This window comes from Thermopetrobacter sp. TC1 (assembly GCF_000746275.1).
GTDB lineage: Bacteria > Pseudomonadota > Alphaproteobacteria > Rhizobiales > Aestuariivirgaceae > Thermopetrobacter.
Genome location: NZ_JQKX01000020.1, coordinates 62869 through 89808, shown reverse-complemented (window position 1 = coordinate 89808; position 26940 = coordinate 62869). Strand labels below are relative to the sequence as shown.

Genomic DNA, 26940 nt, shown 5'->3' with positions numbered 1-26940 from the left:
CGATCAGCGGATCGGCGGGGCATACATGATGCCGCCCTTGTTCCACAGGGCGTTCAGGCCACGGGAAAGGCCGAGCGGCGTCTTCGGCCCCACGTTGCGGTCGTAGGACTCGCCGTAATTGCCCACCTGCTTGATGATGTTGTAGGCCCAGTCGTTGGAGACGCCGATGTTCTCGCCGAACTTGCCCTCAATGCCGAGCAGGCGCTTGATCGCCGGGTTGTTGGACTTCTTCATCTCGTCCACGTTCTTGCTGGTCACGCCCAGCTCCTCGGCATTGATCATGGCGAACAGCGTCCACTTCACCAGGTCGAACCACTGATCATCGCCCTGACGCACCACCGGGCCCAGCGGCTCCTTGGAAATGGTTTCGGGCAGGATGATGTGCTCATCCGGATTCTTCAGCTTCAGGCGCTGCGCGGCCAGGCCCGAACGGTCGGTGGTGTACACGTCGCAGCGGCCCTCGTCGTAGGCCTTGACCACCTCGTCGGCCTTCTCGAAGGCCACCACTTCGTACTGCATCTTGTGGGAGCGGAAGAAGTCCGCCAGGTTCAGCTCGGTGGTGGTGCCGGTGTTGGTGCACACCGCGGCGCCATTGAGCTGCATGGCCGAGGTCACGCCGAGGGACTTGCGCACCATGAAGCCCTGGCCGTCGTAATAGTTGACGCCGGCGAAGTTCAGGCCGAGGGCGGTATCACGCTGCATGGTCCAGGTGGTGTTGCGGGAAAGCACGTCCACCTCGCCGGACTGCAAGGCGGTGAAGCGCTCCTTGGCCGACAGCGGCGTGAACTTCACCTTGCTGGCATCGCCGAAGACGGCGGCGGCAATGGCGCGGCAGAGATCAACGTCCAGGCCCTTCCAGTTGCCCTTCTCGTCCGGGTTAGAGAAGCCGGGCAGGCCCTGGGAGACGCCGCACTGCACGAAACCCTTGGCCTTCACGTCCTGAAGGGTGCCGGCAGTGGCCGATGCGATGGCGGCCACGGATACGGCCGCGCCAAGTGCGATCCCGAGAAGAGTGCGTTTCATCGGTTCTTCCTCTTTCCTCTGTTTCCAATGCTCTGACGACTGCTGCACGAGGTGCTGCCCAAATCAATCAATTCAGGCCGGATACGGGAGAAGCCGACATGCAGAACCCTTGTGCGGAAGACACGAAACCGCTTTCGTGCACGTTCCGCTTGCCCGGTGGTTTTGCTGGTCGAGGAACCGCGTGACGACCGCTCCCTGGCTCGATGCGTTGCCGATGATTGCTTGTCGTTATCCCGCCGGCCCGGACGGACCGAACGGGGCGGACGTCATTGAGGCACAAGCGCGCCCGCAGGGCTTATCGGAACGCAAAACGCGGCATGCGTCAAGAGTTTTGATAAAGAGGTTTATGCTCTTTACCACCTCGCATCGCGGAAAGCCCTGCCATATCGTGGTGGACCCTGCAGTGGCCGCTCGGCATGGTTCATTCTGAAAGCGCGTCCGGCTGCCGGCCGGCTTGCGACACCCTGAAGGCAAAACGTCAGGAAGGAGATCCCTCATGTCATCCTCGCGCGAGCAAAGCAGCCAGTCTCCCACACCGCCGTCAGGCGACAAGGGCAAGAGCCGCGCACGCACAACCCGGCTTGTGCACGCCGGCCGGGATTTGAGCGCGCATGGCTTTGTCAATCCGCCGGTCTATCGGGGCTCCACGGTTCTGGCCGATTCGCTTTCCGCCTATGAAAGCGGCGCGATGGACTACACGTACGGCCTGCATCAATCGCCCACGTTCGATGCGCTCAAAAATGCCCTTCTGGAGATTGAAAGGGGCGATGTCTGCGTGATTGTGCCCTCGGGCCTTTCGGCCGTGACCCTGCCCTTTCTCGCTTTGCTTTCCGCCGGTGATCACGTGCTGATCAGCGATGGTGTCTACGGGCCGACCCGGCGCTTTCTGGCGCGCACGATGAAGCGCTTCGGCATTGCGCACACCTATTTCGATCCCATGGCGGACCCGAATGCCCTGGAGGCGCTGATCCGGCCTGAGACGCGCCTTCTCTATCTCGAATCGCCGGCTTCCTACACCATGGAGGTGCAGGACGTTCCGGCGCTTGTTGAATTCGCCCGAAAGCATGGCCTGTTCACGGCCATGGACAATACCTGGTCGGCGGGATGGTTCTTCGATCCCTTCGCGGTGGGCGTGGATGTCTCCATTCAGGCGGCGACGAAATATCAGGCAGGGCATTCTGATGTTCTCATCGGTGCGGTGCTCGCCAGGGGCGAGGCAGCCGAGCGCATTGCGGAAACACACAGGGATCTTGGCCTGTCCACGGGGCCGGATGACGTCTGGCTGACCTTGCGGGGTTTGAGAACACTGGAGGTGCGCTTAAGCCGCCATCAGGAAAATGCGCTGAAGGTGGCCGAATGGCTGCGCGGGCAGGAGGCGGTGGCGCGCGTTCTGCACCCTGCCCTGCCTGATGCGCCGGGTCATGAGGTCTTTCAGCGCGACTTTTCAGGCTCTTCCGGACTGTTCTCCATCATTCTGAAGCCTGTGAGCGAAGAGGCGCTGCATGCCTTTGTCGATGGTCTGGAACTGTTTGGCATCGGCGCCTCCTGGGGTGGCTATGAGAGCCTGATTCTGCGGTTCGATCCGGCCAGCCCGCGCTTGCGCACGGCACACCCCTGGCGGGAAACGGGCCCGCTTCTGAGGCTGCATATCGGCCTTGAGGACCCGGACGACCTCATTGCTGACCTCGACGCCGGCCTGCGGCGTCTGAAAGAGGCCTGAGGCGCTGTAAGAGGATTGCTTGACTCAATGCCTGTTTGCATGCGCATTGCTCCGCGGGGTTTCGATTCATGCGTGTGAAAGGCGAAAAGGAGAAGAGGTGTGCCGATGCGTTGCAAAAAGCGGGCGGGGATGGTTCTGCTTTTCAGCACAGCTTTTGCGGGCCTGCTGACGTCCGTCTGGGCAGGAGAGGCGGAACCTGATTTCATTTTCAAGAAACGCACGGTCTTTCGCCTGCTCTCGCCGGATGCCTATATCCGAGTTTATGGCATTGATGATCCCAAGGTGGAGGGCGTGGCCTGTCACTTCGCCCTGCCGACGGTGGGTGGCTGGAAAGGCTGGGCGGGGCTGGCCGAGGAGCGCTCGGAAGTCTCCCTGGCCTGCCGGCAGGTGGGGCCGATCCGCTTCAAGGCCAAGTTCGCTCAAGGTGAGACCTTCTATGAGCAGCGCCGCTCCTTCCTGTTCAAGAAGCTGCATCTGGTGCGCGGCTGTGACGTGAAGCGCAATGTGCTTGTCTATCTCACCTATTCCGACAAGCTCATCGAGGGCAGCCCGAAAAACTCCATCTCCACCGTGCCCATCCAGCCCTGGGGTGATACGCCCGCGCCGAGATGTGCGGATTTTCTGGAGAAATGATCCCCGCTTTTCTCGGCCATGCGCATCCGGCCCTGCCCTTTCGGTTTATGGCAGAATGTGCTAACCGCCATCTGTCAGATGGCAGCCTAGAACAGGGAGCACAGGCGGACTCATGGCCAGGGAAACGGTTCCGCTCTTTCACAACGACATGGGCGTGAAGGAAATTCGCATCGGTGCGCGGCATTTCGGCTGCATCGGGGCGACACCGCCGATGGATCATCCCCACATCTATCTGGAAATACCGGCGGAGGGCATGGTGCAGTGTCCCTATTGTTCCACCACCTATCGCCTCGATCCCGACCTGGCCGAAGACGCCTGCGAGCCGGCCGAAGCGCGCTGGCAGCCCGCCCTGGCGCATGAGAAGGCGTGATTCCCTTAAAGGAAGCACGAATTTTCAGCCCGATTCGCTGAAAGCCAGTTGCTTTAGCCATAAAAAGGAAACGGCGCCGCACCCGCCTTTGGAATGCGGCGCCGCTCGCTTTCGGCGCTTGATGTTTCCGAGTGGCTCCTTCCCCCAAGCGGCGCAAGGGCTCACATATCGCCCACCCAAGGTGCCCTTGCCGCCCGTCGATCCACCATCAAGCGCCCCCCTCTTCGCGACTGATGGTAGCGGATGATGCATTTGATGAAAATTTGAATCGATTTGTACGGTTAAGGGCTTCTTATCACCGGCGACTTTGAGAGGTTCAGCGCACACAGGCGCGCATAAGCTGCCGCGTCTTTTCCGCCGGCATGGGCGTGAAGCCTTCCGCCTTCAAACGGTCGGCCGTGGCCTGAACAAGGGCGGCATTGGATTGTGCCTGTGTTCCGTCGGGAAGCTGCAAATTGTTTTCAAAGCCGATGCGCACATGCCCGCCCCTTTCGGCCGCCTGCAGCGCCACTTCCGCCTCCGCAGGGCCAAAGGCGCAGACCATCCACTCCACATCGTTCACATGCTCGCCCAGGGCACTGATGAAATCATCGAGCATGTCCGCCCGTGCCGGTTCTCCGTCATAGCGCCCAAGCACGAACAGCAGAAACGGGCGGCGAAACGGAATGATCCCGCTGCCCGCCTCGCCCTTCTCGCCCCGCCAGAGCGTGATGAAACGCGCAACCTCTTTCGCATCATAAAGAATGAACTGGGGCACGATGTTCATCACCTTCAGCCAGCGAAAGAAGCCACGGGCCTGATTGAGGCTCTTTTCCTCATCATCAGGCACCAGTTCGCGCAAGGACAGGGAGACGGCCTCCGGCAAGACCTTGCGCACGCAGGCGATCTGCTCTTCCGCCTGATAGCGGCCCACGGCCTCCGTCGTGATCTGCAACACGAGATCGGCGCCGGCATCGGCCAGCGCATGGCTGATGGCTTTCAGTGTATGGCGATAGCGCTCCGCATCGAGGCTGTGAGCGCCTTTGTCATCACGCACATGCACATGCATGGCCGCGGCCCCGGCGCGGGCGCAGGCAAGCGCCTCTTCAGCGAGTTCCTCTGCCGTTAAGGGAATGGCGGGATGATCCTCCTTGCCGCGGCGGGCGCCGTTGGGCGCAACCATGATCAGAACATCGCGGCGGGTCATTGCCGAACCTCCCTGTTCTTCAAGGTGTGATCAACACGAAGCGGGACAATGAATGCCGTGTCTGTTCCTGGCCCTCTGCACGCGCTGTTCTGGAGGGCTCAGGAGCTGCAAGACGGGGGTATCTCAAATCGCCAGACCTTCAGGCGCTGCGCTCAAGGCGGCCTTCGATGAAGTCAAAGGTGGCTCCATTCTCCTGCATTTCGGGCAGGAACAGCGGCAGGGATGCGACCGCCAGCTCTTCCGGCGTGGGCAGGGTTTCGGGATCCTCGCCGGGATAGGCCGCCGCCCGCATCTGGGTGCGGATCGGTCCGGGATTGAGCAGATTGACGCGGATATTCGTATTGGCGCACTCGTTGGCATAGATGCGGGCCAGACACTCAAGCGCCGCCTTGGTCACGGCATAGCCGCCCCAGTAGGCCTTGCATCTGTGCCCGGCGCGGGACGTGACGAAAACGACACGCGCGGCATCCGATCTTTTCAGCAGCGGATCAAGCGAGCGGATGAAGCGCCAGTTGGCATTGAGATTGACGTTGATGACCTTCTCCCAGGTCTCGGGCTCAATGTGTCCCAGGGGCGAAAGCGGACCCAGGATGCCGGCATTGCCGAAGAAGATGTCCAGCCGCCCCCAGCGCTCGTAAATGGCGCCGCCCAGCCGGTCGATGCCCGGACCATCAGTGACATCCAGCGGCACCAGGGTGGCGTTTTCGCCGGTTTCCTGCCGGATGGCATCGTCCAGCTCCTCCAGCGCGCCGGTGGTGCGGGCAACGGCGATGATGTGCGCACCGGCTTTGGCCAGCTCCATGGCCATGGCGCGGCCGATGCCCCGTGATGCGCCGGTGATCAGCGCCAGTCGTCCAGCAAGCGGCTTGTTCTCCGTCATGGAAGCTCACCCGGAAACTTGCGGGGCCTCAAGGCGGCCCCCATGATGACCATGCACTTTTTTCCGCAAGACTTGCGGCAGGAGGCGGCCTTGCATGAAAGCGGCCGGGGCTTGAAGCCGGTCAGCCTTCCTCCGCGCCCCCTGCCCCGCCTTCATGCCGCAAAGCGGGGGCATTGTCCACCTTGCGCGAAAGGGCCATGAGCTCCTGAAAGAACGTGGCCTGAACGCTGTTTCAGCGTTTCTGATGTTTGGTTTTAAGCCCTTTTGACATCCACTCAGTTCTCGGCATCGGCGAGGAGGGGCAGTTGCTTGGGGTCGGACTGGCCGCCTTCCACGTCCACAAGCGGCGTGGGATAATCGCCGGTGAAGCAGTGATCGGTGAACTGCGGGCAGGCGTCATCCCGGCCTTCATAACCGATGGCACGATAGATGCCGTCCACGGAAAGGAAGGCGAGCGAATCCGCGCCGATGTAGTCGCGCATTTCCTCAAGCGTGTGCGTGGCCGCCAGAAGCGCCTTTCGATCCGGTGTGTCGATGCCGTAATAATCGGGATGGGTGATGGGGGGTGAGGCGATGCGCATGTGCACTTCCTTCGCCCCAGCCTCGCGCACCATCTGCACAATCTTCTTCGAGGTGGTGCCGCGAACGATGGAATCGTCAATCAGCACCACACGCCGGCCGGAAAGCACTGCCCGGTTGGCGTTGTGCTTCAGCTTCACGCCCAGCGCCCGGATCTTCTGGGTCGGTTCGATGAAGGTGCGACCTACATAGTGATTGCGGATGATGCCAAGCTCGAAGGGCAGGCCGGATTCTTGCGCATAGCCCAGGGCGGCCGGCACACCGGAATCGGGCACCGGCACCACAACATCGGCTTCAGCCGGCGCTTCCTGAGCGAGGATGCGGCCCATGTCCTTGCGCACTTCGTATACGGAGCGGCCGTGCACGATGCTGTCCGGCCGGGCGAAGTAGATATATTCAAAAATGCAGGGGCGCTCCGGCTTTTTCGGGAAGGGATGATAGGAGTGCACACCGGCATCGTCGATGACGACGATCTCGCCATTCTCGATTTCGCGCTCGAATTCGGCGCCGATGATGTCCAGCGCGCAGGTTTCGGATGCGAGGATCCAGCTCTGCCCCAGCCGCCCGAGGATGAGCGGGCGGATGCCGAGGGGATCGCGCGCGCCGATGAGCTTGCGCTGGGTGAGCGCCACGAGGGCATAGCCCCCTTCCACCTGACGCAGGGCGTCTGTGAAGCGTTCGATCAGCCGCCGGTGCGGCGAGCGGGCGACGAGATGGAGAATGACTTCCGTATCCGTCGTGGACTGGAAAATGGCGCCGGACTGGATCAGTTCCTTGCGTAAGGAGAGGCCATTGGTGAGGTTGCCATTATGCGCGATGGCAAAGCCGCCGGTGGCGAGCTCGGCGAAAAAGGGCTGAACGTTGCGCAGCACCGTGCCGCCGGCGGTGGAATAGCGCACATGGCCGATGGCGGCAGAGCCTTTCAGCCGCGCGATCACCTTTTCGCGCGTGAAGTGATCGCCGACGAGGCCAAGGCGGCGCTCGAGATTGAACTGGGTGCCGTCATAGGTGCAGATGCCGGCCGCCTCCTGCCCGCGGTGCTGCAGTGCATGCAGGCCAAGCGCGGTGAGCGCGGCGGCGTCCGCATGCCCCCAGACGCCGAAAACGCCACATTCCTCCCGGAGCCTGTCCGCATCCAGGTCGAAGATATGCTCGCCGTTCATGGTTCTTGTCGCCGTCGCCTCGATGCCCGTTTGACGCCCCTGCCCCGCCGATCCCGTTTTCTGTCCATGGCGAGGCTCAAACCCGCTATTGCGAGCCGGGAACCCTGTTTTGCTGACTTTCGATGAGACTGTCCAGACGCGTCTTGTCGCTCCTGTCATAGGCCGGGCCGCCCTTGTCTCCCTTGCCCGCATTTTCGGTCAACGCCGCCTGCAGCGCCAGCTTGTCGCCGATGACCTTGCCGATATCGGGCGGCAGGAAGCCATTGACGAACTCCGCCGTTGCCCGGATCAGGGGCAAGGTGCGCGCCTTGGTGACCCAGTCCTCCTGCTTGTCCACCGGGATAAGCCATACATAGAACATGTAGGCGACGACCACGAGAAGCAAGCCCCGCACCAGGCCATAGAGCAGGCCCAGGGTGCGGTCGACGGCGCCGACGGCGGAATCGAGCACGAGATCGCCAATGCGCACGGAAATGATGGACATGATGATAAGGACAATGAGAAAAACGGCACCGGCGGTGGCCAGCACGGCAACCTTTTCCTGCGCGATATAGGAGCGGGCGATGTCGACAAGCTCCTGTGTGTTGATAGCCCACCAGGCGGCGAGCGCCGCAATCACCCAGGCGGCAAGCGAGAGCACTTCGCGGGTGAAGCCGCGCATGACGGCGAACAGGGCCGAGATGAGCATGATGGCGATCAGGGCCACGTCCAGCAGCTGAAAGGGCATCTATCCTCCTCGCAAGACGGCGTGCGCGTTCTCAAACGAGCCGGAGCCCGCCGGCCCCGTTTACGCAATGTTGCGCACTTTATACTCCCGGCAATGGGGAAAGAAAAAGGCTTTTCCACAGATCCGCGTCACCCGGAGATTGCCTGGCCTCAAAAAGCGGCGCTTTCCCGCGGCCATGCGCCGGTGCCCCCTCTCGCCTGACCCATAATGCGACGCCATGGCAAGAGGCTGCCAACCATATTTGTTCACCATACCGCAACGGCATGCTGCCAGAATTCCACTATCGTGAGTTGCGTCATGTTGAAGGGAAACGCTTATGTCCGTCGCAACCACCCAGGTGGCTTCTTCTGCCGCAGGCCAGCGGCCTTTCGGCCGGCGTTCCGTGGCGACCATGTCTGTGGGCAGCCCCTCTCTTCGTTCGGGTGTGGCCACGCCCTCTTTTCATGCCCCGCGGGCACTGGCTCCTTCCGTCTTGCATGGAGGCCGCAGCCTGCCGCAGGACAACGCCCCTTTTCCGGAATACGAGGCGGTCAAGCCGGAGGGAGGAACCTCCCAAGCCCTTTCCGATGCCCTCGCCGCTTTCATCACCAGGGCGGGCGAAACGCTTGAGGGCGTGCTCTCTTCTCTTAAGGCGCAGGTTGTCCTGAACGATGATGGGCCCGTTGAAACCCTCGCCCGCTGCTGGGAAAGCCTGCCGGCAGAAGCCCCTTTCGATGCACCGGCGCGGCGGCTGGCCTCGGCGCGGGCGCGTCTGCTCACGGGTGAAACGCGGGCGGTCATCGACATTCTCGATGCGGCGACGGAGGACAAGCGCCTTTTGAACCTCGCAGCGCGCAGCGTTCTGAAATGGCTGAAGGAAAACGGCGGTGCGCACGATACGCCGCAGTTTCGCATGTTTCTGATGCGCACGCTGCGCCTTTCGGAGGCGGCCTTGGAGGAGCGCAGCCGCCCGCCGCAGGAGGAAAGCCTTCAGTCTGACACCTTTCCGACAGAGCGCATCATGGAGCGCATGCGCGCATGTCTGCGTGACTGGCAGGAGGATATCCGCGAGGCCTGGATCATCGGGCGCCGCTGCGACCTTCTCCCGGAGTGGCCGCACTGGGATGTCATCGTGGAAGTGCGGCCGCGGGCACTGATCGGTGCGGAGGATGTGCCTGCGCGCGTGGAAGAATTGCGGCAGGCGATGCGCCGGGCGCTGGAACGCATCTGGCTGGATGCCGGCTCGCTCGGCGTTCATCTGCATCCGGTGCAGGTGCAGCATGGTTTGCTCAGCGAAATCCGCGGGCGGGGACGGCCGCTGTTTGGCACATCACGCCTGTATGCGCTCGATCCAGAAAGAGGCGGCGAGAGAAAAAGGGCCGACACCGATAACGTGCCTCCCGAAACAGAGCAGCATGACAAGCCGCTGCAGGAGGTGGTGCGGTCAGTGCGCGCATTCCTCAAGCGCCTCACCCCGCCGCGGCATGTGCGCTGGGGGCTTGTGGCGCTCGGTTGTCTGGCGCTGTCAATTTCCGCCTATCGACTGTTCTATGCCAATGCGGATACGGCGTCCAAGATCGCGCTGCTGGAGCAGCATCAGAAGGAAATCGCCAGAAAGGAGAACATCTGGCGATTCGAGATCGGGGCGGATGCCGAGGATCCGGCAAAGACGCTGGATGCCTATCGCCTCGCCATGCAGGCGAAGGACAAGTCGCCACTTCTGCCCATTTATACAGAAGACTCCCGCAAAGCTTTTCATGGCCGTTTTCCGTCCCTTGTGGCCATGGAACGCGAATGGAGCATGCTGACCGCCTGCGGCCAGCCGGAAATCCGCATGAACGGCGATCATGCCATTGCCGTCTATCCCCACGCGGGCGCACGAGAAAACGGTGTGTGCCTGCCGCGCTTCTTCCGCAAGGAGGGCGGGCGCTGGCGCTATGACCGGGTGACGACGGAAAGGATCGCGCCTGTGTTCAGCCGCCGTGTGGAGAAGGTGCGCAAGACCCTGGACGCCCTCTCCCGGCGGGATCCGCAGGGGCGCACCTTCACCTTGCGGACGATGCATCTGCCGCTGGAGCTTGTGCCCGCTGCCTATCTGGGCGCCTACAGGGCGCGGCCATTGCCCTACACGCCCGCGCCCTGATCAGGCATGCGTTTGGGATGCCGGCAGTCACTCCGGGTTGCTTTTCGTGGTGGCGAGCGCCTCGCGCAGGGCCAGGGCGGAGGCATTGGCGATGGCAAGCGCGGCCTCTTCCAGCCGTTCAACAGGCACGCGCACATAGATGGAATCCCCCTCGATGCTGAACGGAGGATCGAACGGCCAGCGGCGGATGGCGGCATCGAAAAGCGCCTCGCGGCCTTCCATGCGTGCGCGCCGGCGGCCGCCCTCGAAATCGGACACGAAAACAAGCCCCGGACGGTCGGCCGAAAGATAAAGCGTAACACGGCTTCCGTCCGGATAGAGAACGCTGGTGCCGACGATGACACCATCGCTCTTGACCACATGGACATAGGCGAGGCGCCGGGCCAGATCCCTGGCGAGGTTTTGGATGTCCGGGCTCATGATATGGCCTTTTTACTGAGCTTTTTGTCTGCCGGAAGCGCCCAAGGGCGCATGACATTGTGACATGTGCGGGCAAAGCCTGTATAGTGGCGGCACTTGGCGCAAATCACTTTCATTCGAAGAGGACCGATGAGCGACGCGGAAGAGGACGATCTTGACCTGCGCGAGCTCGATGATGACGAACTCGTCGAGCAGATCCAGGACGATCTCTACGACGGCCTCAAGGACGAGGTGGTGGAAGGCGTGGAGATCTTGCTGGAGCGCGGCTGGAAGCCCTATGACATCATGACCAAGGCCCTCGTCGGCGGCATGGACATCGTCGGCAAGGATTTTGGCGATGGCATCCTCTTCGTGCCGGAGGTGCTGCTGTCCGCCAATGCCATGAAGGCGGCGATGGATGTGTTGCGGCCGCTGCTGGCGGAAACCGGGGCGGAGCGCATCGGCACAATGGTTATCGGCACGGTGAAGGGCGACATTCACGACATCGGCAAGAACATCGTCGCCATGATGATGGAGGGCGCGGGCTTCGATGTCATCAATCTCGGCATCAATGTCGACGCCGATCAGTTCATCACCGCGGTGAAGGAGCACAAGCCGGACATTCTCGGCATGTCGGCGCTGCTGACCACGACCATGCCCTACATGAAGACGGTGATCGAGGCGCTTGCGGAAGAAGGCCTGCGGGATGATGTGGTCGTGCTCGTCGGCGGTGCGCCGTTGAATGCCGATTTCGGCAAGGCCATCGGCGCGGATGCCTATTGCAAGGATGCGGCGGAAGCGGTGCAGACGGCCAAGGCCTTCATGCAGCGGCGGCACAATCGCCGGGCCTCGGCATGAACCCGCGCTCTGGCGTCGCCTTTCCCTGTCCTGTTGAATGAGCCACCATGACCAATGAACCGGCACCCCGCAAAAGACGGCGTCGCCACGCCGGGCCTTCCGCCCTGCGTGAACAGCGGCGAGCTGCGGCCCGTCACCGAGCGCACGCGCCGGGAACGGGAAAGGCCCTGGCCAAGCAGGCCGGATCATCCAAGGCCTTGGAAAAAGGCGCAAAGAGCGGGCGCAGCCTGATCATCGCCTGCGGGGCGCTGGCGCGGGACATCCTTTTTCTGATCCGGCAGCATCGCGATCATATCGACCTGCACTGCCTGCCGGCGGAATGGCACAACACGCCGCAGCGCATTCCGGAAGGGGTGCGCGCGCGCATCCGCCAGGCCAAAGAGGAAGGCTATGCCCGCATTTTCGTGGCCTATGGCGATTGCGGCACGGGCGGCGCGCTCGATGCGGTTCTCGGCGAGGAAGGCGGCATTTCCCGACTGCCAGGGCCGCACTGTTATGCCTTCTATACGGGCGTTGAAAATTTCATGCGCCATCTGGAGAGGGATGCACGCAGCTATTTTCTCACCGACTATCTGGTACGGCATTTCGACAGCCTGATCGTGAAGGGCTTGAAGTTGGACACCCATCCCGAACTGATCGAGACCTGCTTCGGCAATTACGACACGCTCGTGCACCTCGCACAAGACGATGATCCGGCCCTGGAACGGAAGGCGCAAGAAGCGGCGCGCTTTCTCAATCTCGCCTATGAACGGCGCTATGTCGGCCATGGTGATCTGGCCACGGCCATTGAAAGGTTTGCAGGCGAGACATCATCAAAAGCCGAGGAGTGATCCTCCTTCGGACTTTTACCGGTCTTTTCTGCTGAACCGGCAACCCGTCAGGCCGTTTTGGTATCGGTCGCCCCTTCTCCTTTTCCGGCGGAGGTAATCTCCTCTGGCGTTGGCGGCAGCTCGCCGCGATCGAACATCTCCGGCGGCAGCGAACGCAGATGCAGATCCCGCTGCGGGAAGGGAATTTCGATGCCGGCCTGCTTGAGCGCACGGAAAATGGCAAAGCGCAGGTCAGAGGCGGTGGAGGCCAGATAGCCGGCATCGTCAATATAGACACGCAGTTCGAAATCCAGGGAGCTTTCTCCGAAACCGGTGAACAGTACGAAGGCCTTGGGGTTGGCCAGCGCGCGCGGATGGGCATTGGCGCAGCGCAGCAGGATCTTGGCCACCTCGTCCGGATCGGCATCGTAGGACACGCCAATGGCCAGCCGCAGCCGCCCCATGCGCGAGGAATGATACCAGTTGGACACCGGCTCGGAAATCAGCGAGGAATTGGGCACGATGATGGAACAGCGATCGAAGGTCTCGATCTCCGTGGAACGCACGCGGATCTTGCGCACCACCCCCTCGCCGCCGGAGACCTTGATCCAGTCGCCCACCTTGATCGGCCGCTCGGCCAGCAGGATGAGGCCGGAAACGAAATTGTTGACGATGGACTGAAGGCCAAAACCGATACCCACGCCCAGGGCACCGCCGATAATGGCGAGAGAGGAGAAGTTCACGCCCGCCACGGAGAGCGCCACCAGCACGCTGGCAATGTTGAGGGTGTACTTGGCGGTGGTGACCAGGGAATGGCGGATGCCGTCATCCATATCGAGGCGGGAAAGCACGCGCCGGTCCAGCCACAGCACCAAAAGGCGGGTAAGAATGAGCCCGATGATCAGGACGAGAACGCCGAGCAGGATGGAGGCGGGCTCAATGACGATATTGCCGACCTTGAACCCGAAGAAGGCGACCTGCATCCAGCTGGTCAGGTCCACCCAGTTCACCGCCCATTGCATGAGCACGAGCGGCAGGCCGACGAACACAATGCCAATGTCCACCAGCGTGGAGAAGAGAACGCCCAATTGTTTGATCACCCGCTCCGGAATGCCCAGGGTGCGGCGCAGGAAAATGCCGGTATAGGTGCGGGCGTCCAGGGCGTTGCGCACCGCGGCATCGGCGAGATGATGCAACAGATAGAGCGCAACGATCAGCGCGGCGCTGACCACGGTCTGCCCGATCAGGAAGCGGGCGAAGGCCACATAGCCCAGCATCAGTGCAAAAGCCGCGATCACCAGCGCCAGCCAGATCAGCAGCGCGGCATGTCGCGCCCAGCCGAAGAAAAACCGCGTCTGCTCGCCGGTTGCGGCCGGCATGCTGGCCGATTCGTCCTCTTCCCGCTCCTGCGGCGTCATCGGTGCAGCCTGCCGCAGGCGGATGAGCAGCCAGGCGATGAGGATCATCTGCATCATGGAGATGGCCGCACTCCAGAACACGGAGAAGGAAACCGGCAGGAAGAGGATTTCCGCCAGGCTGTCCACCACCACATAAAGGCCCTGCAGGAAGGCGATGGCGGCCGAAAGCCGATAGGCATCGCGGGCGCCGGCATCGGCGATGTTGACCAGCCTGAGGCGCGGCGCGCCGGGACGGAAGATGCCGCGGGCCAGAGCCGTCACGCTGACGGCAAAGAGCAGCCCGGAGCTGATGGCATCCAAAAGGCGCATGAAGCGCGGCGAGGCACTGCCCAGCGTATAAAGGGCAAGATTGGTCACCATCAGCGCCAGCAGAACAATGGCGGCCGTCAGAAGCGCAATGCGCACCGCGCGCCACAAGCGCCTGAAATCATCCAGATGCTCATCGGGCCTTGCGGCACGCCAGCGGCGCCAGACTGCGATGAGCAACCCGAGCGCGGCAAAGAAAACACCAAGAACCACAAGCAGGGGCAAATTGCTCCTGCCGCTCTGATTTATCCAGGAAACAACCAGGCTTTTGAAGCGCAGGGCGAGATCGGGAAATGTGGCCAGCCCCTCATACCACAGCAGTGGATTGAATATGCTGCGCGAGGGCTCGAAGATGCGGGAGAAGAAGAGCCTTCTTTGCCTATCTGCCGCCTGTTCCGAAAGCTGGCCGATTTCCACCAGCATCAGCTCGAGCTTCTTGTCGGCGGCAACGAGCCTGTCGAACACCGCCTGCAGAGCCTGACGACGGGCGGCGATGGCCGGATCCTCCTTGCCGTCCTTTGGCGGCTCGCCCAGGGTGGCCAGCTGCTGGCGCACGCGGGTGAGCGGATCCTCGATGATCTTGCGCCCCTCAAGCAGCTTGATGCGCTCGGCATCCAGCTTCTTGCGCACATCGGCCAATGCGGCGATGTCCATGTCCGGGCGCTTGACCTTCATGCGCACGTCGGCCAGCACCTTCTCCACATCCTTCGCCAGCCGCTCCGCCCGCCCGGCGGCGGCTTTCGCCTCATCGACCAGGCCGCTGATGCCGGGATCGAGCTTCATCACCGGCGCCGGCTTTGGCTGCACAGGTGCCGCCTGTTGGGACGAGGATGCGGCCGGATCTGGCGCTGCCGCAGACGCAGCAGGCGAAACCGTACCGCCGTCTTTTTTCAGGACAGGGGCGGCGGCCGGGCCTTGCGCATGGGCAAGAGGCGAAAACAGCGCAATGGAGAGAATGAGCGCCGTCAGAAACGACACCAAGGGCGCAGCAGCACGTGTCTTGAAGGATATCCGCACCGTTTTCGGCCTCATGGGGATTTCTTGCGCCTTTCGCTCCTTTGCCCCGTCAGCATCGCGCCGGCAAGTGTTTTCAAGGGCGCGATTCGCTTCTCATTCACCTTGACTGGCATCTTGTCGGGCCCTGCCCGGCGGGGCAAGCCCTGCCCCGTCTTTCGGGCAGGATCATGACCGGAGCCGTCTTTCATGCACGAACCGGTGCGGAAAGAATGCACTGAAGGCTTAGGGCGTGTCCTCATAAAATTCTGCGCGCCAGCCCCTGAAAAGTGCCTTACACAAGCCGACTTTGTTCGATCGCGGCGGCGATGAAGGAGGCAAAGAGCGGGTGCGGATCAAAGGGCCGCGATTTCAGTTCGGGATGGAACTGCACGCCGATGAACCAGGGATGATCGGGGATCTCCACGATTTCCGGCAACAGCCCGTCCGGCGACATGCCCGAGAAGACAAGCCCCGCCTTTTCCAGCACCTCACGGTAGGCCGTGTTCACCTCATAGCGATGCCGGTGACGCTCGGAAATTTCGGTGGTGCCATAGATGGACGCCACCTTCGAGCCGGGCTTGAGCACGGCCGGATAGGCGCCAAGCCGCATAGTGCCGCCCAGATCGCCATCGGCGGAGCGTTTCTGCAGCTCGCCCTCCTTCATCCACTCGGTCATGAGGCCGACAACCGGCTCGGCGCACGCACCGAACTCCGTTGAACAGGCATTCTTCAGGCCGGCGAGATTGCGCGCGGCCTCGATCACAGCCATCTGCATGCCAAAACAGATGCCGAAATACGGCACGCCGCGTTCGCGCGCAAAGCGGGCGGCGAGGATCTTGCCTTCCGCGCCGCGCTCGCCAAAGCCGCCGGGCACGAGAATGCCGTCCACATCTTCCAGCCAGGGGGCGGGATCCTCACGCTCGAAGATCTCCGATTCAATCCATTTGAGGTTCACACGCACGCGATTGGCGATGCCGCCATGGGTGAGCGCCTCGATCAGAGACTTGTAGGCATCCTTAAGCCCTGTGTATTTGCCGACGATGGCGATGGTGACCTCGCCTTCCGGATTGTGGATGCGCTCCGAGATTTCCTTCCAGCGGGAGAGATCGGGTTTCGGCGCGCCCTCGATGCCAAAGGCGGCAAGGATTTCCCGATCCAGCCCCTCGGCGTGATAGGCCATGGGCACGTCATAGATGGAGGAGACATCCAGCGCCTGAATGACGGCAGAAGGGCGCACGTTGCAGAACAGGGCGATCTTTTTCCGCTCGTTTTCCGGTATCGGGCGATCGGCCCGGCAGAGCAGCACATCCGGCTGAATGCCGATGCTGCGCAGCTCCTTCACCGAATGCTGCGTGGGCTTGGTCTTCAGCTCGCCGGCGGCGGGAATATAGGGCACCAATGTCAGGTGCATATAAGCGGTGGTGCCGCGCGGCAGCTCATTGCCGAGCTGGCGGATGGCCTCGAAGAAGGGCAGCGCCTCGATATCGCCCACCGTGCCGCCGATCTCGCAGAGCACGAAATCATAATCCTCGTTGCCGGAGAGGATGAACTGCTTGATCTCGTCGGTCACATGCGGAATCACCTGAACCGTGGCGCCCAGATAATCGCCGCGGCGCTCCTTGGCGATGATCTGCTGATAGATGCGCCCGGTGGTGATGTTGTCATCCCGCACCGCAGAGCGGCCGGTGAAGCGCTCGTAATGGCCAAGGTCGAGGTCGGTTTCCGCCCCGTCGTCGGTGACGAAGACCTCACCATGCTGATAGGGGCTCATGGTGCCCGGATCCACATTGAGATAGGGATCCAGCTTGCGCAGGCGCACCGAATAGCCCCGCGCCTGCAGCAAGGCCCCCAGTGCCGCGGACGCAATCCCCTTGCCTAAAGAGGAGACCACACCGCCGGTGATGAAGATATAGCGCGCCATGGCCCTCGCTTTAGCCTGTTTTCTTGTGTGATTGCCCTGCCCTGTTCCGGCCCTGAGAACTGGATGGTCCTGGTGCTCAACGCCGGTGCCCTGAAAGATCACGAATCCCTGAACGATCCCGATCCTTCGTTTCTGGTTACTCCGGCTTGTGCGCCGCGCAAAGAGAGGAGCATGGCTTTTCCACCGCCCGAGTCATTTTCCTCTGCTCGTTAAGGCAAATGCGCCGGCCTTCATGGCAAAAGGGCGGAAGCTTTTCCTTCCGCCCCTTGTTCATTTTTGATCACGCATAACCCGTAACATGATCGTGCTGCGGCAAGCGCCCCTTTCCGATCACTGCTCCACGGGCACCTGCGGCGTTGCCGGCTTCGGGCTGGCCGGCGCCTGAGGCTGCGCCGGTTTCTTGGGCAGATTGGGCAGCACCGAGCCGTTCTGTGCCGGCGTGCCGGTTTCGTCGAATATGGATTTCGGCTTCTCCGCGCGCACCGTGAGCATGGTGAGCAGGATGGAGGTGATGAAAAAGGCAGTGGCCAGCACGGCGGTGGTGCGGGTGAGCGCGTTGGCCGCGCCACGCGCGGTGAACAGGGAACCGGGCGAGGAGCCGCCAATCCCTAAGGCGCCGCCTTCGGAGCGCTGCAGGAGAATGACGCCGATAAGCGCGATGGTGATGATGAGATGAATCACCAGGATGACCGTGATCATGATCCTCTCCACGAGAATAGCGCCGGCGCGCCATGACATTTCCGGCGGCCGGGTGGATCCTGCCGCTCTCTTTAGCCGGTTCCGGCAGAGGCGACAACAGGCAATTGCCGCCCCTGTCCCGCTTATGTGTTCAGAATTGCCGCTTGATTGAGCGCTTTTTGCCCTCTACCGAAGTCAACGAAACAGAAGGCCGCCCTTCAAGGCCGGCCTATCAAGGAATTGCGCATCACAAAGCTAAAGAACGGATAGGGATCATGAGCAGGATCTTCGCAGAGCGCAAGGAAGCTGACAAGGCACAGATCGAGGAAGGCGATACCTTCCTGCCCCGTTTTGATGACAAGGGGCTCATCCCGGCCATCGTCACCGATGCGGACACGGGCGCTGTGCTGATGTTCGCCTGGATGAATGCCGAGGCGCTTGAAAAAACGCTCAGTGATGGGCTGGCCACCTTCTATTCCCGCTCCCGCGGCAAGCTCTGGCGCAAGGGGGAAAGTTCCGGCGAAACGCTGAAGCTTGTGGAAGCGCGCACTGATTGTGATCAGGATGTCATCTGGCTGAAAGTGACGCCACAGGGCCGCGGTGCGGCCTGTCACACCGGGCGCAAAAGCTGCTTTTATCGCCGCATTGTCAGGAACGCGGAAGGGGCCGCTACCCTTGAGCCGGTGGAAGCGGAGCGACTGTTCGATCCCAAGGACGTCTATGGCGGCTGAGCTGAGCCAGGGCAGCAAGGCCTGACAGGAGTTGTTTCATAGGGTGTTCTTTCGCCCTGCCCTTTTCAGCGATGTTCCAGCGCCACCTGCGTTTCGATATGGCGCTTTACGGCACGGGCCATGGCCGCCGCCGCCCGCCGGCGCCAGGCGGGCGATTGCATGTTGCGCACATCCCGGGGGTTGGAGACATAGCCAAGCTCAATAAGAACCGCCGGCACATCCGGATTGCGCAGAACGCGGAAATCGGCGGAGCGAATGGGCCGGGTGCGCAACTTCACCGCGCCTTTCAGGCTGCGGGTGAGCGTGCGGGCGAAGTGAATGGAGCGATTCTTGGTCTCGCGCATGGCAAGATCGATGAGAATGTCCTTCACCGCCTCCTCTTCCGCACCGAGATCAACGCCATCGATAATGTCGGCGGCGTTTTCGCTGCGGGCCAGTTCCGCGGCCTCTTCATCGGACGCCTCTTCGGAAAGTGTATAGACGGCAAGGCCGCGCGCCGCTCCTGAGCGGAACTTGTCGGCATGAATGGAGATGAACAGCTGTGCGCCATGGCGGCGGGCGAAATCCACACGCTGACGCAGGGTGAGAAAGCTATCGCCGGAGCGGGTGAGCAAAACGCGAAAACGCCCCGAACGCTTCAGGGCCCGGGCAAGATCACGGGCGAAGGCGAGCACGAGGTCCTTCTCCCGCACATTCTTCCAGCCAATGGCGCCCGGATCCTTGCCGCCATGACCGGGGTCGATGACGATGAGCGGCCGCCGGTTTGACAAGGCCTTCCTGCGTCCGGCGGATGAGGGGCCGACCTCCTTTCCGCCGCGGCCATTCGTAAGCGCCCGCTTTGCTGTTGCCTTATCCCGTCTCTCTTGTGCCGTCTTGCGCGTTTCAGCCTTTTTTGTGGATTCGCCGGTGCGCACCTCAGCGGCATCGAGGCTGAGCGGATCATTTTCCAGAAGCGGATCGAGCGCCGGATTTGGCCTTCCAGTGGGGTTGAGGCCCTCGTCCTTCAGGGCCTGTTCGATGAGGTGCCGATAGGCCGCCGCCACCTGCTGGCGCTCCTTTTCCAGGGCGTCGTCCCCCTGCCCCGCGCCATGCTTTGGCTGGGGGGCGCGGCCTGTCTCGCTGTTCCGCAAAAGCGCGGCGAAGGTTTTGGCATCGGTGCGGATCAGCTCCACGCCCATGCGCGCAGGCAGGCCATCCCTGGCGTGATGAACGTAGGATCTGCGAATGAGCACCGGCCCGTCCACATCCAGCACGATGCGGGCGCGATCCTCTCCCATACGCCCGTAGCGAAAGGCGCGGATCAGCCCGCGCCCCTTGCGCCCGGCGCCGGAGCCGAAGCGAAAATCCACCGCCGGCAGATCGATGAAGACCCGGTAGGGGTCCTTTTTCACATAGACATTGAAGGGAATGGCAAAGGTGAGATCGGCCTCAAAGCGGGTGGCGGTGGAATCGCCGCGAATGCGGGCGTGGCTGGCCACGGGCACGGCAAGCGATCCCGCCCTTGCCGCCTGCGCGTCAAGGAAAGGCCCTGCGAGATCAAGCAGGAATAGGAGCAGAAGCGTCAGAACAGACAGCCCGAGCATGCCCGCCCGGCATTTTACCGGACGGACACGATGAAGCGTCCGCTTGCGCGCACACGATCCTTGCACGTCCGAAACCATGCACGACGGCTCCCGCACTCCCTGTCAGGCCCGCTTTCTCCCGCCTCTCTGTTGAGCGATTCGCCCAAAGATCGGCCATCTGCCGCATGGCGTCTTGCACAAACGGCTTAAAGCAGGCCCGCCTTTAGGCATTCTATGGCGGTGCGGTTAACCATCCCTTGCCGCAGGAAACCCGCAAGCAAAGCGACCTTGAGCGCGCCTTACCGCCGTCAATGGGCGAAAGCCGCGCCTTCATGTCCTTGCATGTGCCGGCGGAAGGGCATAGAAAGAGGATGCGGACAAATTCCACCAAGGGGTCCGGATTTCATGTTTCCGGACACGGATTTGGCAGGATTCGCCCGCGGCCGGTTCTCCGGGCGTTTTCTTCTATGACGCACCCCTTTCTGCCGACGGTCGCGGGATTTGGGCGGAAGGCCCGGCAACGGCGCCTTCCGAAGAGGCAAGGACAATGTTCGCCATGTCTGCGGCGCCGCTCTTTCGGCCGCTGCGGCAGGCGAAAAACCGGGAATGCAAAAGCTCTGAAACGGACAACCACGTAGCAAACAGGATGACGGGCTCGTTGCCATGCACTCTTCCCCGACAATGACAGCCGGATTCGCCATCATGGCGCCGGGCTGCCCGCCTTCGGCACTTTTTGCCGACGGCAGTGAGGAAGTGCGTCTTGGCCCGGCCCGCCTCACGGAAATTGAGCACGCCCCCCGCAAGCGCAGCCGCCATCCCCACCCGGAGACCGGCAGAATGGCGCGCGCATGCGGGCCGCGTGCGGGGATTAGCCATCATGGCCAGAACACAGAAGACCGAGAAGAACCGCAAGATGCTCATCGACGCCTCGCACCCGGAGGAGACCCGGGTGGTGGTGGTCAAGGATGACAAGATCGAGGAGTTCGACTACGAATCGGCAACCCGCAAGCAGCTGAAAGGAAACATCTACCTCGCCAAGGTCACCCGCGTCGAACCTTCCCTGCAGGCCGCTTTCGTGGACTATGGCGGCAACCGGCACGGGTTTCTCGCCTTCAGCGAAATTCATCCCGACTATTATCAGATTCCGGTTGCCGACCGCGAGGCGCTCCTGCGCGAGGAAGAGGAGGATGCGCACGCCGCGGAGGAGGACGAAAACGGTGAGGCAAGCCCGGCTGCGGAAGGTGCCGCTGAGAACGGCGAAGAGGCCGTGGACGCCGTGGGCGCGGAGGATGCTCTGGAAGAGGTGCCGCAGCGGCGGCCGCGCAAGCGCCAGCGGCAGTACAAGATCCAGGAGGTGATCAAGCGCCGGCAGGTGATGCTGGTGCAGGTGGTCAAGGAGGAGCGCGGCAACAAGGGCGCGGCATTGACCACCTATCTTTCCCTTGCCGGGCGCTATTGCGTGCTCATGCCCAATACCGCCCGCGGCGGCGGCATTTCGCGCAAGATCACCGATCCCAAGGACCGCAAGCGGCTCAAGAAAATCGCGCAGGAGATTGCGGTGCCGGAGGGCATGGGCCTGATCATCCGTACCGCCGGCGCCCAGCGCACCAAGGCCGAGATCAAGCGCGATTTCGACTATCTGCTGCGGCTTTGGGAGAACATCCGCGAGCTGACGCTGAAATCCACCGCGCCGGCGCTGATCTATGAGGAAGGCAACCTGATCAAGCGGGCGATCCGCGATCTCTATTCCAAGGACGTGTCCGAGATCCTGGTCGAGGGCGAGGAGGCCTATCGCGAGGCGCGGGCCTTCATGAAGATGATGATGCCCTCGCACGCCCGCAACGTGAAGCTTTACAAGGAGCCGGTGCCGCTGTTCTCCCGCTACAAGGTGGATCAACAGCTCGATCAGCTCTTCTCCCCCATCGCGCCGCTGCCCTCGGGCGGCTATCTGGTGATCAACCAGACGGAGGCGCTCGTGTCCATCGACATCAACTCCGGCAAGTCCACAAAGGAGCATTCCATCGAGGACACGGCGCTGAAGACCAACCTCGAGGCGGCGGAGGAAATCGCGCGGCAGCTCAGGCTGCGGGATCTGGCCGGGCTGATCGTCATCGATTTCATCGACATGGAGGAGAAGAAGAACAACCGCGCGGTGGAGCGGCGGCTGAAGGAGGCCCTCAAAAACGATCGTGCCCGCATCCAGGTGGGGCGGATCTCGCATTTCGGCCTGCTGGAAATGTCGCGCCAGAGGCTGCGTCAGGGCATGCTGGAAAACGCCACCCGCCCCTGCCCGCACTGTTTCGGCACCGGGCTGATCCGCTCCGTTTCCTCTTCCGCCCTGTCGGTTCTGCGCGGCATCGAGGAGGCGCTGACCACCAACACCCATCCGGCGCTGATCGTGAAATGCAGCCCGGATGTCGCCTTCTACATCCTCAATCAGAAGCGCGATCACCTCACGGGGCTGGAGCATCAATACGGCGTGTCCATCTATATCGAGCCTGATCGCGATATCGCGCCGGCTGCCTTCGAGCTGGTGCCGGGCAGCCAGACCCTCACGCCCGCCCGTCAGCGCTCCGCGGCGCAGACGCAGACGGTGCGCATCGATACCGTGATGCAGCAGACCCTTGAAGAAAGCGCGGAGGCTGCGGAACAGGAAACGGAAACGGCCACAGAGGCGGAGGCGGAAAGCGCACAGAAGGAGCCGCGCAAGCGCAAGCGCCGGCGCCGGGGCAAGCGCGGCGGCCGCAAGGCACGCGAGCGGGCGCAGGCCCGGCTGAAGCAGCTGCAGGCGGCCATGGGCGATGATCCCGATGACAAGGGCACCTCGCCGTTCAAGATCGTGGATATCGGGTCCATGGTGCTGATCGTGCGGCGCCGGGGCGGCGAAGGCTTGAGTGATGCGGCCCCGGAAGCGGCAGAGACCGCCGCCACGGCCGGCGCTCAGGCCTCGGTGCAGATGCAGCAGGCCACTGCTGAAACCGCAGCCCCAGAATCGCAGACGGCAGCGGAATCCTCAGCGCAGTCAGCGCAGAAAGTGCGCAACGGCAATGGCCGCAGCCGGCGCAACGGGCGGCGCAAGGCCGGCTCGCCCTTCGAGGTCGTCGATCTGGGCGACACCGTTCTGCTTGTGAAGCGCAAGGAGAAGCCCGCCCGCTCACGCCGGGGACGGCGGGGCGGCCGGCGCCGCGGCGGCCGCCGCCGTTCGCGCTCGCCGGCGCAGGCCGTTGCCCGCGCCGCGGAGTGAGATCGCGGTCGGCCCAACTCATACGCCATTGAATCAAGGCGTTGTGAGAAATACTTGAGAAACGGGATTAACGACATCTGCCGGAACGGGATTGTTTCCCGTTCCGGATCGTTTTAATGATTATTTACTCATCCTTGCATTTCATTCATTATGAAGGTATAAAACTTGCAGAAATAAAAATTGGAGGGGGATATGTGGATTACACATAGTTATATTGGAGTTACGCGCGGAAAAATGCGCTATCTTTTTTTTCTTTTATATGAAGATTATATAGAATCTCAAACACAATTTGCGCACCAACTTGATCTGGAATTAGAAAGATTTGCTAGGAGATTACGTGATAAAGGGGCTGTTGTGCGCCCGTTTATAGGAGATATTGACGAAGTTAAAACACATATTTTGGAAAAAAATTGGACAAGAAATCAAAGAGAAGAACTTAGAAATACTCCAGCCATTTTGATGATCAACGTTGATTTCAATGAATTTGACCCACAGAAACATCCATGGTTTATTTTGCATTTCGGAAGACATACAAATTATAAAAATATAAATCAGATTCGAGATATATTAGAAAGAATTTCTGAATCTGCTTTTGATGAAAGCGTTGATTTATTTAAGGTTGCACGACAAGCTTATTATAATATCGAAGCAGAAGGCATAATGAGAATGTTTGAGTTAAGGCCGGGAATTTTTGGATTTAGTATTGATTTGCGTTATGGCATAGAATTGTTTCGCCAAATATTGCAACGTTATAGAGAAAACTAAAGAGGATTTTTAAAAATCAAAAAATCTCTTTTCTTTGGGTTTTTATATCTCTCAATGACGAATGCCCCCGATTAAACTATCCAAATAAATTGTATGTTTAGTGATGACGCGGAGTAGCTTGTTGAATTTTAACTTTTAGCCAACAGGGGCGGCATCGGTGATCAGCAGCTGGGCGGCGTTGGCGCCGTTCCAGCCGTCCAGCGCCAGACGCCCGGCCACATGCATCGGCCTGTGATCGGCGTTGAGCAAGGCATCGCCAAGCGGCGTGCCCACGGCGCGAAAGGCGATGGCTTTCAGCCGCGTGCCGTCTGCGGCGCGCAAGGTGCAGCGCACGTGCCGCTCGCCGACCACATCCGTCCATTCCACCCGATGCGCCGGCAGCACGAACACCGGGCGGGGATTGCCGGCGCCATAGGGCCCGGCAGAATCCAGAAGCCGTACGAGATCGGCGGATGCGGCCCCGGCGGTGAGGGCACCGTCCACAAACAGCGGCGGCTGTTCCGGCAATTGCGCCAGATCCGCGGACAGGGCCTGATCGAGAAAGGCACGGAAATCCGCAATGCGTTCGGCCGCACAGGCCATGCCGGCCGCCATGGCATGCCCGCCGCCCCGCTCCAGAATGCCTTCGGCAACGGCCGAGGCAACGGCCCGGCCGATATCCACCCCCTCAACGGAACGGGCCGAACCGGTGGCCTGCCCCTGATCATCGATGCTGAAGGCCACCGCCGGCAGGGCGAAACGCTCCTTCAGCCGGGCGGCGACAAGGCCGATGACGCCGGGATGCCAGTCCGCACCCGCAACGACGAGCGGATGGCGCCGCCCGCTTTCGGACAGGCTCTTTTCGGCCTGAATGACGGCCTCTTCCACGATGGCCGCTTCCAGCTCCTGGCGTTCGCGGTTGAGGCGTTCCAGCTGAAAACTCAGGGATTGGGCTTCATCCTGGCGGCGGGTGGTGAGCAGCTGCAGGGCGAGATGGGCATGGCCGATGCGCCCGGCGGCATTGATGCGCGGGCCGAGCACGAAACCGAGCGCATGCACATCCGGCGCATGCTGCAGGCGGGCGCAGTCAGCCAGAGCCGCGAGCCCCTTGCGCGCGCGCTTGGCCATCACCCGCAGCCCCTGCCGGACATAGGCGCGATTGAGCCCTTTCAAGGGCACCACGTCGCACACCGTGGCCAGCGCCACCAGATCAAGCCATTGCAGCGGGTCGGGCGCCATGCGGCCCAGTGTCTGCCAGTGCCCCTCTTTCTCCAGCAGGCGGGCGGTGAGCGCCACCAGCAGAAAGGTGAGCCCGGCGGCGCAGAGATGGCCCAGGCCCGAGTCATCATCCGCCCGGTTGGGGTTGATCACGGCATGGGCCGGCGGCAAGGCCGTGCCCATCTGATGATGATCGACAACGATGGTCTCAAGCCCGCGCGCGGCGGCATGGGCGAGAACGTCATGGGCCATGGCGCCGCAGTCGAGCGTGAGCAGAAGCCGCACACCGGTTTCGGCGAAGGCATCCACCGCCGCCTTTGAAGGGCCATAGCCCTCCTCGATTCGATGGGGAATGTGCACGCGCGGGTTTATGCCGGCAGTCTGCAAAAACTCAACGAGCATGGCCGTGGCGCTGGTGCCGTCCACGTCATAATCGCCGATGACGCCCACATCCTCGCCCTCACGAACGGCGCGGGCGAGGCGCTCAGCCCCCTTTTCGAGATCCCGCACCAGGGCCGGCGGCGGAATGAGGCGGCGCAGGGTGGGATTGAGATAATCCGGCACCTCATCGATCAACACGCCACGGGCGGCAAGCACCCGCCCGAGGATGTCCGGCAGGTCATGTGTCTGGGCAATGGCGAGCGCCTGACGCGAATCGCAGGGGCGCGCCAGCCAGATGCGGCCGGAGACGGAGCGCTCAACGCCCAGAAAGGCCTTTTCGGCGCGGGGCCTGTCATTCTCCGGCAACAGGGTCATGGGCGGGCTCCCTCCCCTCACGTTCGCTTGGCGTCGCGGCCTTGCCTGCGCCAGCCTGCGCACACAAGACCTCATGAGCAGACGTCATGATCTGTGGGCGATTCGATGCGCGGGCACAAGGGCGCAATCCGCTCCTTGTGAGCAAGATGAACGGCAGATGAATGCGGGTATCAGACAGCGTTCAGCCACCAGAGGGTAAAACGACCGGCGAAGGGACAAAAAACCGCGCCTTTTGCCGGCGCGGCCGGGGCAGAAAGCCCCCGGAGAACCGGGAGGTTGGCACCATGTGGATGAAACGTCTGGCTCCCCTCTTTGCCGCAGCGGTCATCACCGTGGGCGGCGCCGTTACCACCGCGACCACGCCGGCGCAGGCCAAGACGCATGTGCACATTCACATCGGTGTGGGTGTGCCCGGCCCTGTCTACTGGGGCGGCCCCTATTACTACCCTTACTATTATTACGTGCCGCGTCCGGTGATCTACAACACATATTATGTCACGCCGCGCCGCTATCATCGTCCGCGCTGGCGCACCCGCTGCTGGCGGAAACGCAAGGTGATCCGCTGGTGGAACGGGCATCGCTGGAAGCGAAAAGTTGTGCGCAAGAGAGTGTGTCGTCGCGTGCGTGTGTGGTAGCGTTTCCTCTTTCCCCTGCCCCAAGCCCAAAAAGTGCGGGCCTTGCTGCCTGATGTGCCGTCCCCCCAGCAACCGAAAGGCGGTTCCCCTCCCGCCTTGAAGCAGACAAGGCCCGCACCCCTTGGCATCCCGCGAACACCTCTCCCCTCCCCGGTTCGCGGGATGCCGCTTTTTTCAAGATCCGCTTCTTATGCCAACCTGCGTAATGAACCACCCACCGCCCCGCGCCCCCGCCCAACCCCCAAATTATGAAAGACAAGGG

Annotated in this window: 21 protein-coding genes; 10 read left to right on the top strand and 11 right to left on the bottom strand. The window is 62.1% G+C overall.

Features of this window, described 5'->3' with window-relative positions; translation table 11 throughout:
* Window positions 1-3: 3 nt before the first annotated feature.
* Window positions 4-1023 (bottom strand): amino acid ABC transporter substrate-binding protein, encoded by a 1020-nt coding sequence (locus EK16_RS02590; protein WP_038034407.1) that lies wholly within the window; start codon window positions 1021-1023, stop codon window positions 4-6.
* 496 nt (window positions 1024-1519) lie between these two features.
* On the opposite strand from EK16_RS02590, the gene metC reads away from it, so the two are divergent.
* From metC to EK16_RS02575, 3 genes are all read left to right on the top strand, one after another.
* Entirely contained in the window at window positions 1520-2743 is a 1224-nt protein-coding gene (metC, locus tag EK16_RS02585) for a cystathionine beta-lyase (protein ID WP_081910188.1), read from the top strand.
* Window positions 2744-2848: 105 nt separating this feature from the next.
* Complete coding sequence (locus tag EK16_RS02580) at window positions 2849-3376, top strand: CreA family protein (RefSeq protein WP_231573575.1); 528 nt, start codon at window positions 2849-2851, stop codon at window positions 3374-3376.
* A gap of 112 nt (window positions 3377-3488) precedes the next feature.
* Window positions 3489-3746, top strand: a complete 258-nt coding sequence (locus tag EK16_RS02575) for a zinc-finger domain-containing protein (protein WP_038034404.1) — start codon at window positions 3489-3491, stop codon at window positions 3744-3746.
* A gap of 316 nt (window positions 3747-4062) precedes the next feature.
* Here EK16_RS02575 and EK16_RS02570 read toward each other — a convergent pair whose 3' ends face one another.
* From EK16_RS02570 to EK16_RS02555, 4 genes are all read right to left on the bottom strand, one after another.
* The gene (locus tag EK16_RS02570) at window positions 4063-4932 is read right to left on the bottom strand and encodes a beta-keto acid cleavage family enzyme (protein ID WP_038034402.1); all 870 of its coding nucleotides are present in this window, start codon (window positions 4930-4932) and stop codon (window positions 4063-4065) included.
* A gap of 139 nt (window positions 4933-5071) precedes the next feature.
* On the bottom strand, window positions 5072-5812 hold the full coding sequence (locus EK16_RS02565; RefSeq protein ID WP_038034401.1) for an SDR family NAD(P)-dependent oxidoreductase: 741 nt from the start codon (window positions 5810-5812) through the stop codon (window positions 5072-5074).
* A gap of 275 nt (window positions 5813-6087) precedes the next feature.
* Window positions 6088-7554 (bottom strand): amidophosphoribosyltransferase, encoded by a 1467-nt coding sequence (gene purF / locus EK16_RS02560; protein WP_038034400.1) that lies wholly within the window; start codon window positions 7552-7554, stop codon window positions 6088-6090.
* An 85-nt stretch (window positions 7555-7639) separates the two neighbouring features.
* On the bottom strand, window positions 7640-8281 hold the full coding sequence (locus EK16_RS02555) for a CvpA family protein (RefSeq protein ID WP_038034399.1): 642 nt from the start codon (window positions 8279-8281) through the stop codon (window positions 7640-7642).
* A gap of 316 nt (window positions 8282-8597) precedes the next feature.
* Between EK16_RS02555 and EK16_RS02550 the strand changes: the two genes are divergently transcribed.
* Window positions 8598-10403 carry a hypothetical protein gene (locus EK16_RS02550; RefSeq protein ID WP_156098441.1) on the top strand — a complete coding sequence of 602 codons (1806 nt, stop codon included), beginning with the start codon at window positions 8598-8600 and terminating at the stop codon, window positions 10401-10403.
* A gap of 27 nt (window positions 10404-10430) precedes the next feature.
* Here the strand turns inward: EK16_RS02550 and EK16_RS02545 are convergent, their stop codons facing one another.
* A complete protein-coding gene (locus EK16_RS02545; RefSeq protein WP_038034396.1) occupies window positions 10431-10823 on the bottom strand; it encodes a hypothetical protein in 393 nt (130 codons plus the stop codon).
* 129 nt (window positions 10824-10952) lie between these two features.
* Here EK16_RS02545 and EK16_RS02540 point away from each other — a divergent pair, with 129 nt between their 5' ends.
* Window positions 10953-11660: a corrinoid protein gene (locus EK16_RS02540; RefSeq protein ID WP_038034393.1), complete on the top strand. Its 708-nt coding sequence runs from the start codon at window positions 10953-10955 to the stop codon at window positions 11658-11660.
* Window positions 11661-11707: 47 nt separating this feature from the next.
* Window positions 11708-12490: a DUF1638 domain-containing protein gene (locus EK16_RS02535; protein WP_081910187.1), complete on the top strand. Its 783-nt coding sequence runs from the start codon at window positions 11708-11710 to the stop codon at window positions 12488-12490.
* Between the two features lie 47 nt (window positions 12491-12537).
* On the opposite strand, the gene EK16_RS02530 is transcribed toward EK16_RS02535, so the two are convergent.
* From EK16_RS02530 to secG, 3 genes are all read right to left on the bottom strand, one after another.
* On the bottom strand, window positions 12538-15225 hold the full coding sequence (locus tag EK16_RS02530; RefSeq protein ID WP_081910186.1) for a DUF3772 domain-containing protein: 2688 nt from the start codon (window positions 15223-15225) through the stop codon (window positions 12538-12540).
* A gap of 256 nt (window positions 15226-15481) precedes the next feature.
* Complete coding sequence (locus tag EK16_RS02525; protein WP_038034390.1) at window positions 15482-17110, bottom strand: CTP synthase; 1629 nt, start codon at window positions 17108-17110, stop codon at window positions 15482-15484.
* A gap of 330 nt (window positions 17111-17440) precedes the next feature.
* On the bottom strand, window positions 17441-17809 hold the full coding sequence (gene secG, locus EK16_RS02520; protein ID WP_038034531.1) for a preprotein translocase subunit SecG: 369 nt from the start codon (window positions 17807-17809) through the stop codon (window positions 17441-17443).
* Window positions 17810-18063: 254 nt separating this feature from the next.
* Here secG and hisI point away from each other — a divergent pair, with 254 nt between their 5' ends.
* Complete coding sequence (hisI, locus tag EK16_RS02515; RefSeq protein ID WP_038034389.1) at window positions 18064-18519, top strand: phosphoribosyl-AMP cyclohydrolase; 456 nt, start codon at window positions 18064-18066, stop codon at window positions 18517-18519.
* A 65-nt stretch (window positions 18520-18584) separates the two neighbouring features.
* Here hisI and EK16_RS11295 read toward each other — a convergent pair whose 3' ends face one another.
* Window positions 18585-20102, bottom strand: a complete 1518-nt coding sequence (locus EK16_RS11295) for an N-acetylmuramoyl-L-alanine amidase (RefSeq protein WP_051928814.1) — start codon at window positions 20100-20102, stop codon at window positions 18585-18587.
* 856 nt (window positions 20103-20958) lie between these two features.
* Here EK16_RS11295 and EK16_RS02500 point away from each other — a divergent pair.
* Both EK16_RS02500 and EK16_RS12130 read left to right on the top strand, forming a co-directional pair.
* Entirely contained in the window at window positions 20959-23325 is a 2367-nt protein-coding gene (locus EK16_RS02500) for an Rne/Rng family ribonuclease (RefSeq protein ID WP_051928813.1), read from the top strand.
* Between the two features lie 234 nt (window positions 23326-23559).
* A complete protein-coding gene (locus EK16_RS12130; RefSeq protein WP_156098440.1) occupies window positions 23560-24090 on the top strand; it encodes a hypothetical protein in 531 nt (176 codons plus the stop codon).
* 135 nt (window positions 24091-24225) lie between these two features.
* On the opposite strand, the gene recJ is transcribed toward EK16_RS12130, so the two are convergent.
* Complete coding sequence (recJ, locus tag EK16_RS02495) at window positions 24226-26043, bottom strand: single-stranded-DNA-specific exonuclease RecJ (protein ID WP_051928812.1); 1818 nt, start codon at window positions 26041-26043, stop codon at window positions 24226-24228.
* Between the two features lie 284 nt (window positions 26044-26327).
* Here recJ and EK16_RS02490 point away from each other — a divergent pair, with 284 nt between their 5' ends.
* The gene (locus tag EK16_RS02490) at window positions 26328-26678 is read left to right on the top strand and encodes a hypothetical protein (RefSeq protein WP_156098439.1); all 351 of its coding nucleotides are present in this window, start codon (window positions 26328-26330) and stop codon (window positions 26676-26678) included.
* Window positions 26679-26940: the final 262 nt, after the last annotated feature.

What these genes read in the sequence shown, in the direction of transcription:
- EK16_RS02590 (WP_038034407.1), bottom strand. Translation starts at nt 1,023, where the DNA reads ATGAAACGCACTCTTCTCGGGATCGCACTTGGCGCGGCCGTATCCGTG.
- metC (WP_081910188.1), top strand. Translation starts at nt 1,520, where the DNA reads ATGTCATCCTCGCGCGAGCAAAGCAGCCAGTCTCCCACACCGCCGTCA.
- EK16_RS02580 (WP_231573575.1), top strand. Translation starts at nt 2,849, where the DNA reads ATGCGTTGCAAAAAGCGGGCGGGGATGGTTCTGCTTTTCAGCACAGCT.
- EK16_RS02575 (WP_038034404.1), top strand. Translation starts at nt 3,489, where the DNA reads ATGGCCAGGGAAACGGTTCCGCTCTTTCACAACGACATGGGCGTGAAG.
- EK16_RS02570 (WP_038034402.1), bottom strand. Translation starts at nt 4,932, where the DNA reads ATGACCCGCCGCGATGTTCTGATCATGGTTGCGCCCAACGGCGCCCGC.
- EK16_RS02565 (WP_038034401.1), bottom strand. Translation starts at nt 5,812, where the DNA reads ATGACGGAGAACAAGCCGCTTGCTGGACGACTGGCGCTGATCACCGGC.
- purF (WP_038034400.1), bottom strand. Translation starts at nt 7,554, where the DNA reads ATGAACGGCGAGCATATCTTCGACCTGGATGCGGACAGGCTCCGGGAG.
- EK16_RS02555 (WP_038034399.1), bottom strand. Translation starts at nt 8,281, where the DNA reads ATGCCCTTTCAGCTGCTGGACGTGGCCCTGATCGCCATCATGCTCATC.
- EK16_RS02550 (WP_156098441.1), top strand. Translation starts at nt 8,598, where the DNA reads ATGTCCGTCGCAACCACCCAGGTGGCTTCTTCTGCCGCAGGCCAGCGG.
- EK16_RS02545 (WP_038034396.1), bottom strand. Translation starts at nt 10,823, where the DNA reads ATGAGCCCGGACATCCAAAACCTCGCCAGGGATCTGGCCCGGCGCCTC.
- EK16_RS02540 (WP_038034393.1), top strand. Translation starts at nt 10,953, where the DNA reads ATGAGCGACGCGGAAGAGGACGATCTTGACCTGCGCGAGCTCGATGAT.
- EK16_RS02535 (WP_081910187.1), top strand. Translation starts at nt 11,708, where the DNA reads ATGACCAATGAACCGGCACCCCGCAAAAGACGGCGTCGCCACGCCGGG.
- EK16_RS02530 (WP_081910186.1), bottom strand. Translation starts at nt 15,225, where the DNA reads ATGAGGCCGAAAACGGTGCGGATATCCTTCAAGACACGTGCTGCTGCG.
- EK16_RS02525 (WP_038034390.1), bottom strand. Translation starts at nt 17,110, where the DNA reads ATGGCGCGCTATATCTTCATCACCGGCGGTGTGGTCTCCTCTTTAGGC.
- secG (WP_038034531.1), bottom strand. Translation starts at nt 17,809, where the DNA reads ATGATCACGGTCATCCTGGTGATTCATCTCATCATCACCATCGCGCTT.
- hisI (WP_038034389.1), top strand. Translation starts at nt 18,064, where the DNA reads ATGAGCAGGATCTTCGCAGAGCGCAAGGAAGCTGACAAGGCACAGATC.
- EK16_RS11295 (WP_051928814.1), bottom strand. Translation starts at nt 20,102, where the DNA reads ATGCTCGGGCTGTCTGTTCTGACGCTTCTGCTCCTATTCCTGCTTGAT.
- EK16_RS02500 (WP_051928813.1), top strand. Translation starts at nt 20,959, where the DNA reads ATGGCCAGAACACAGAAGACCGAGAAGAACCGCAAGATGCTCATCGAC.
- EK16_RS12130 (WP_156098440.1), top strand. Translation starts at nt 23,560, where the DNA reads ATGCGCTATCTTTTTTTTCTTTTATATGAAGATTATATAGAATCTCAA.
- recJ (WP_051928812.1), bottom strand. Translation starts at nt 26,043, where the DNA reads ATGACCCTGTTGCCGGAGAATGACAGGCCCCGCGCCGAAAAGGCCTTT.
- EK16_RS02490 (WP_156098439.1), top strand. Translation starts at nt 26,328, where the DNA reads ATGTGGATGAAACGTCTGGCTCCCCTCTTTGCCGCAGCGGTCATCACC.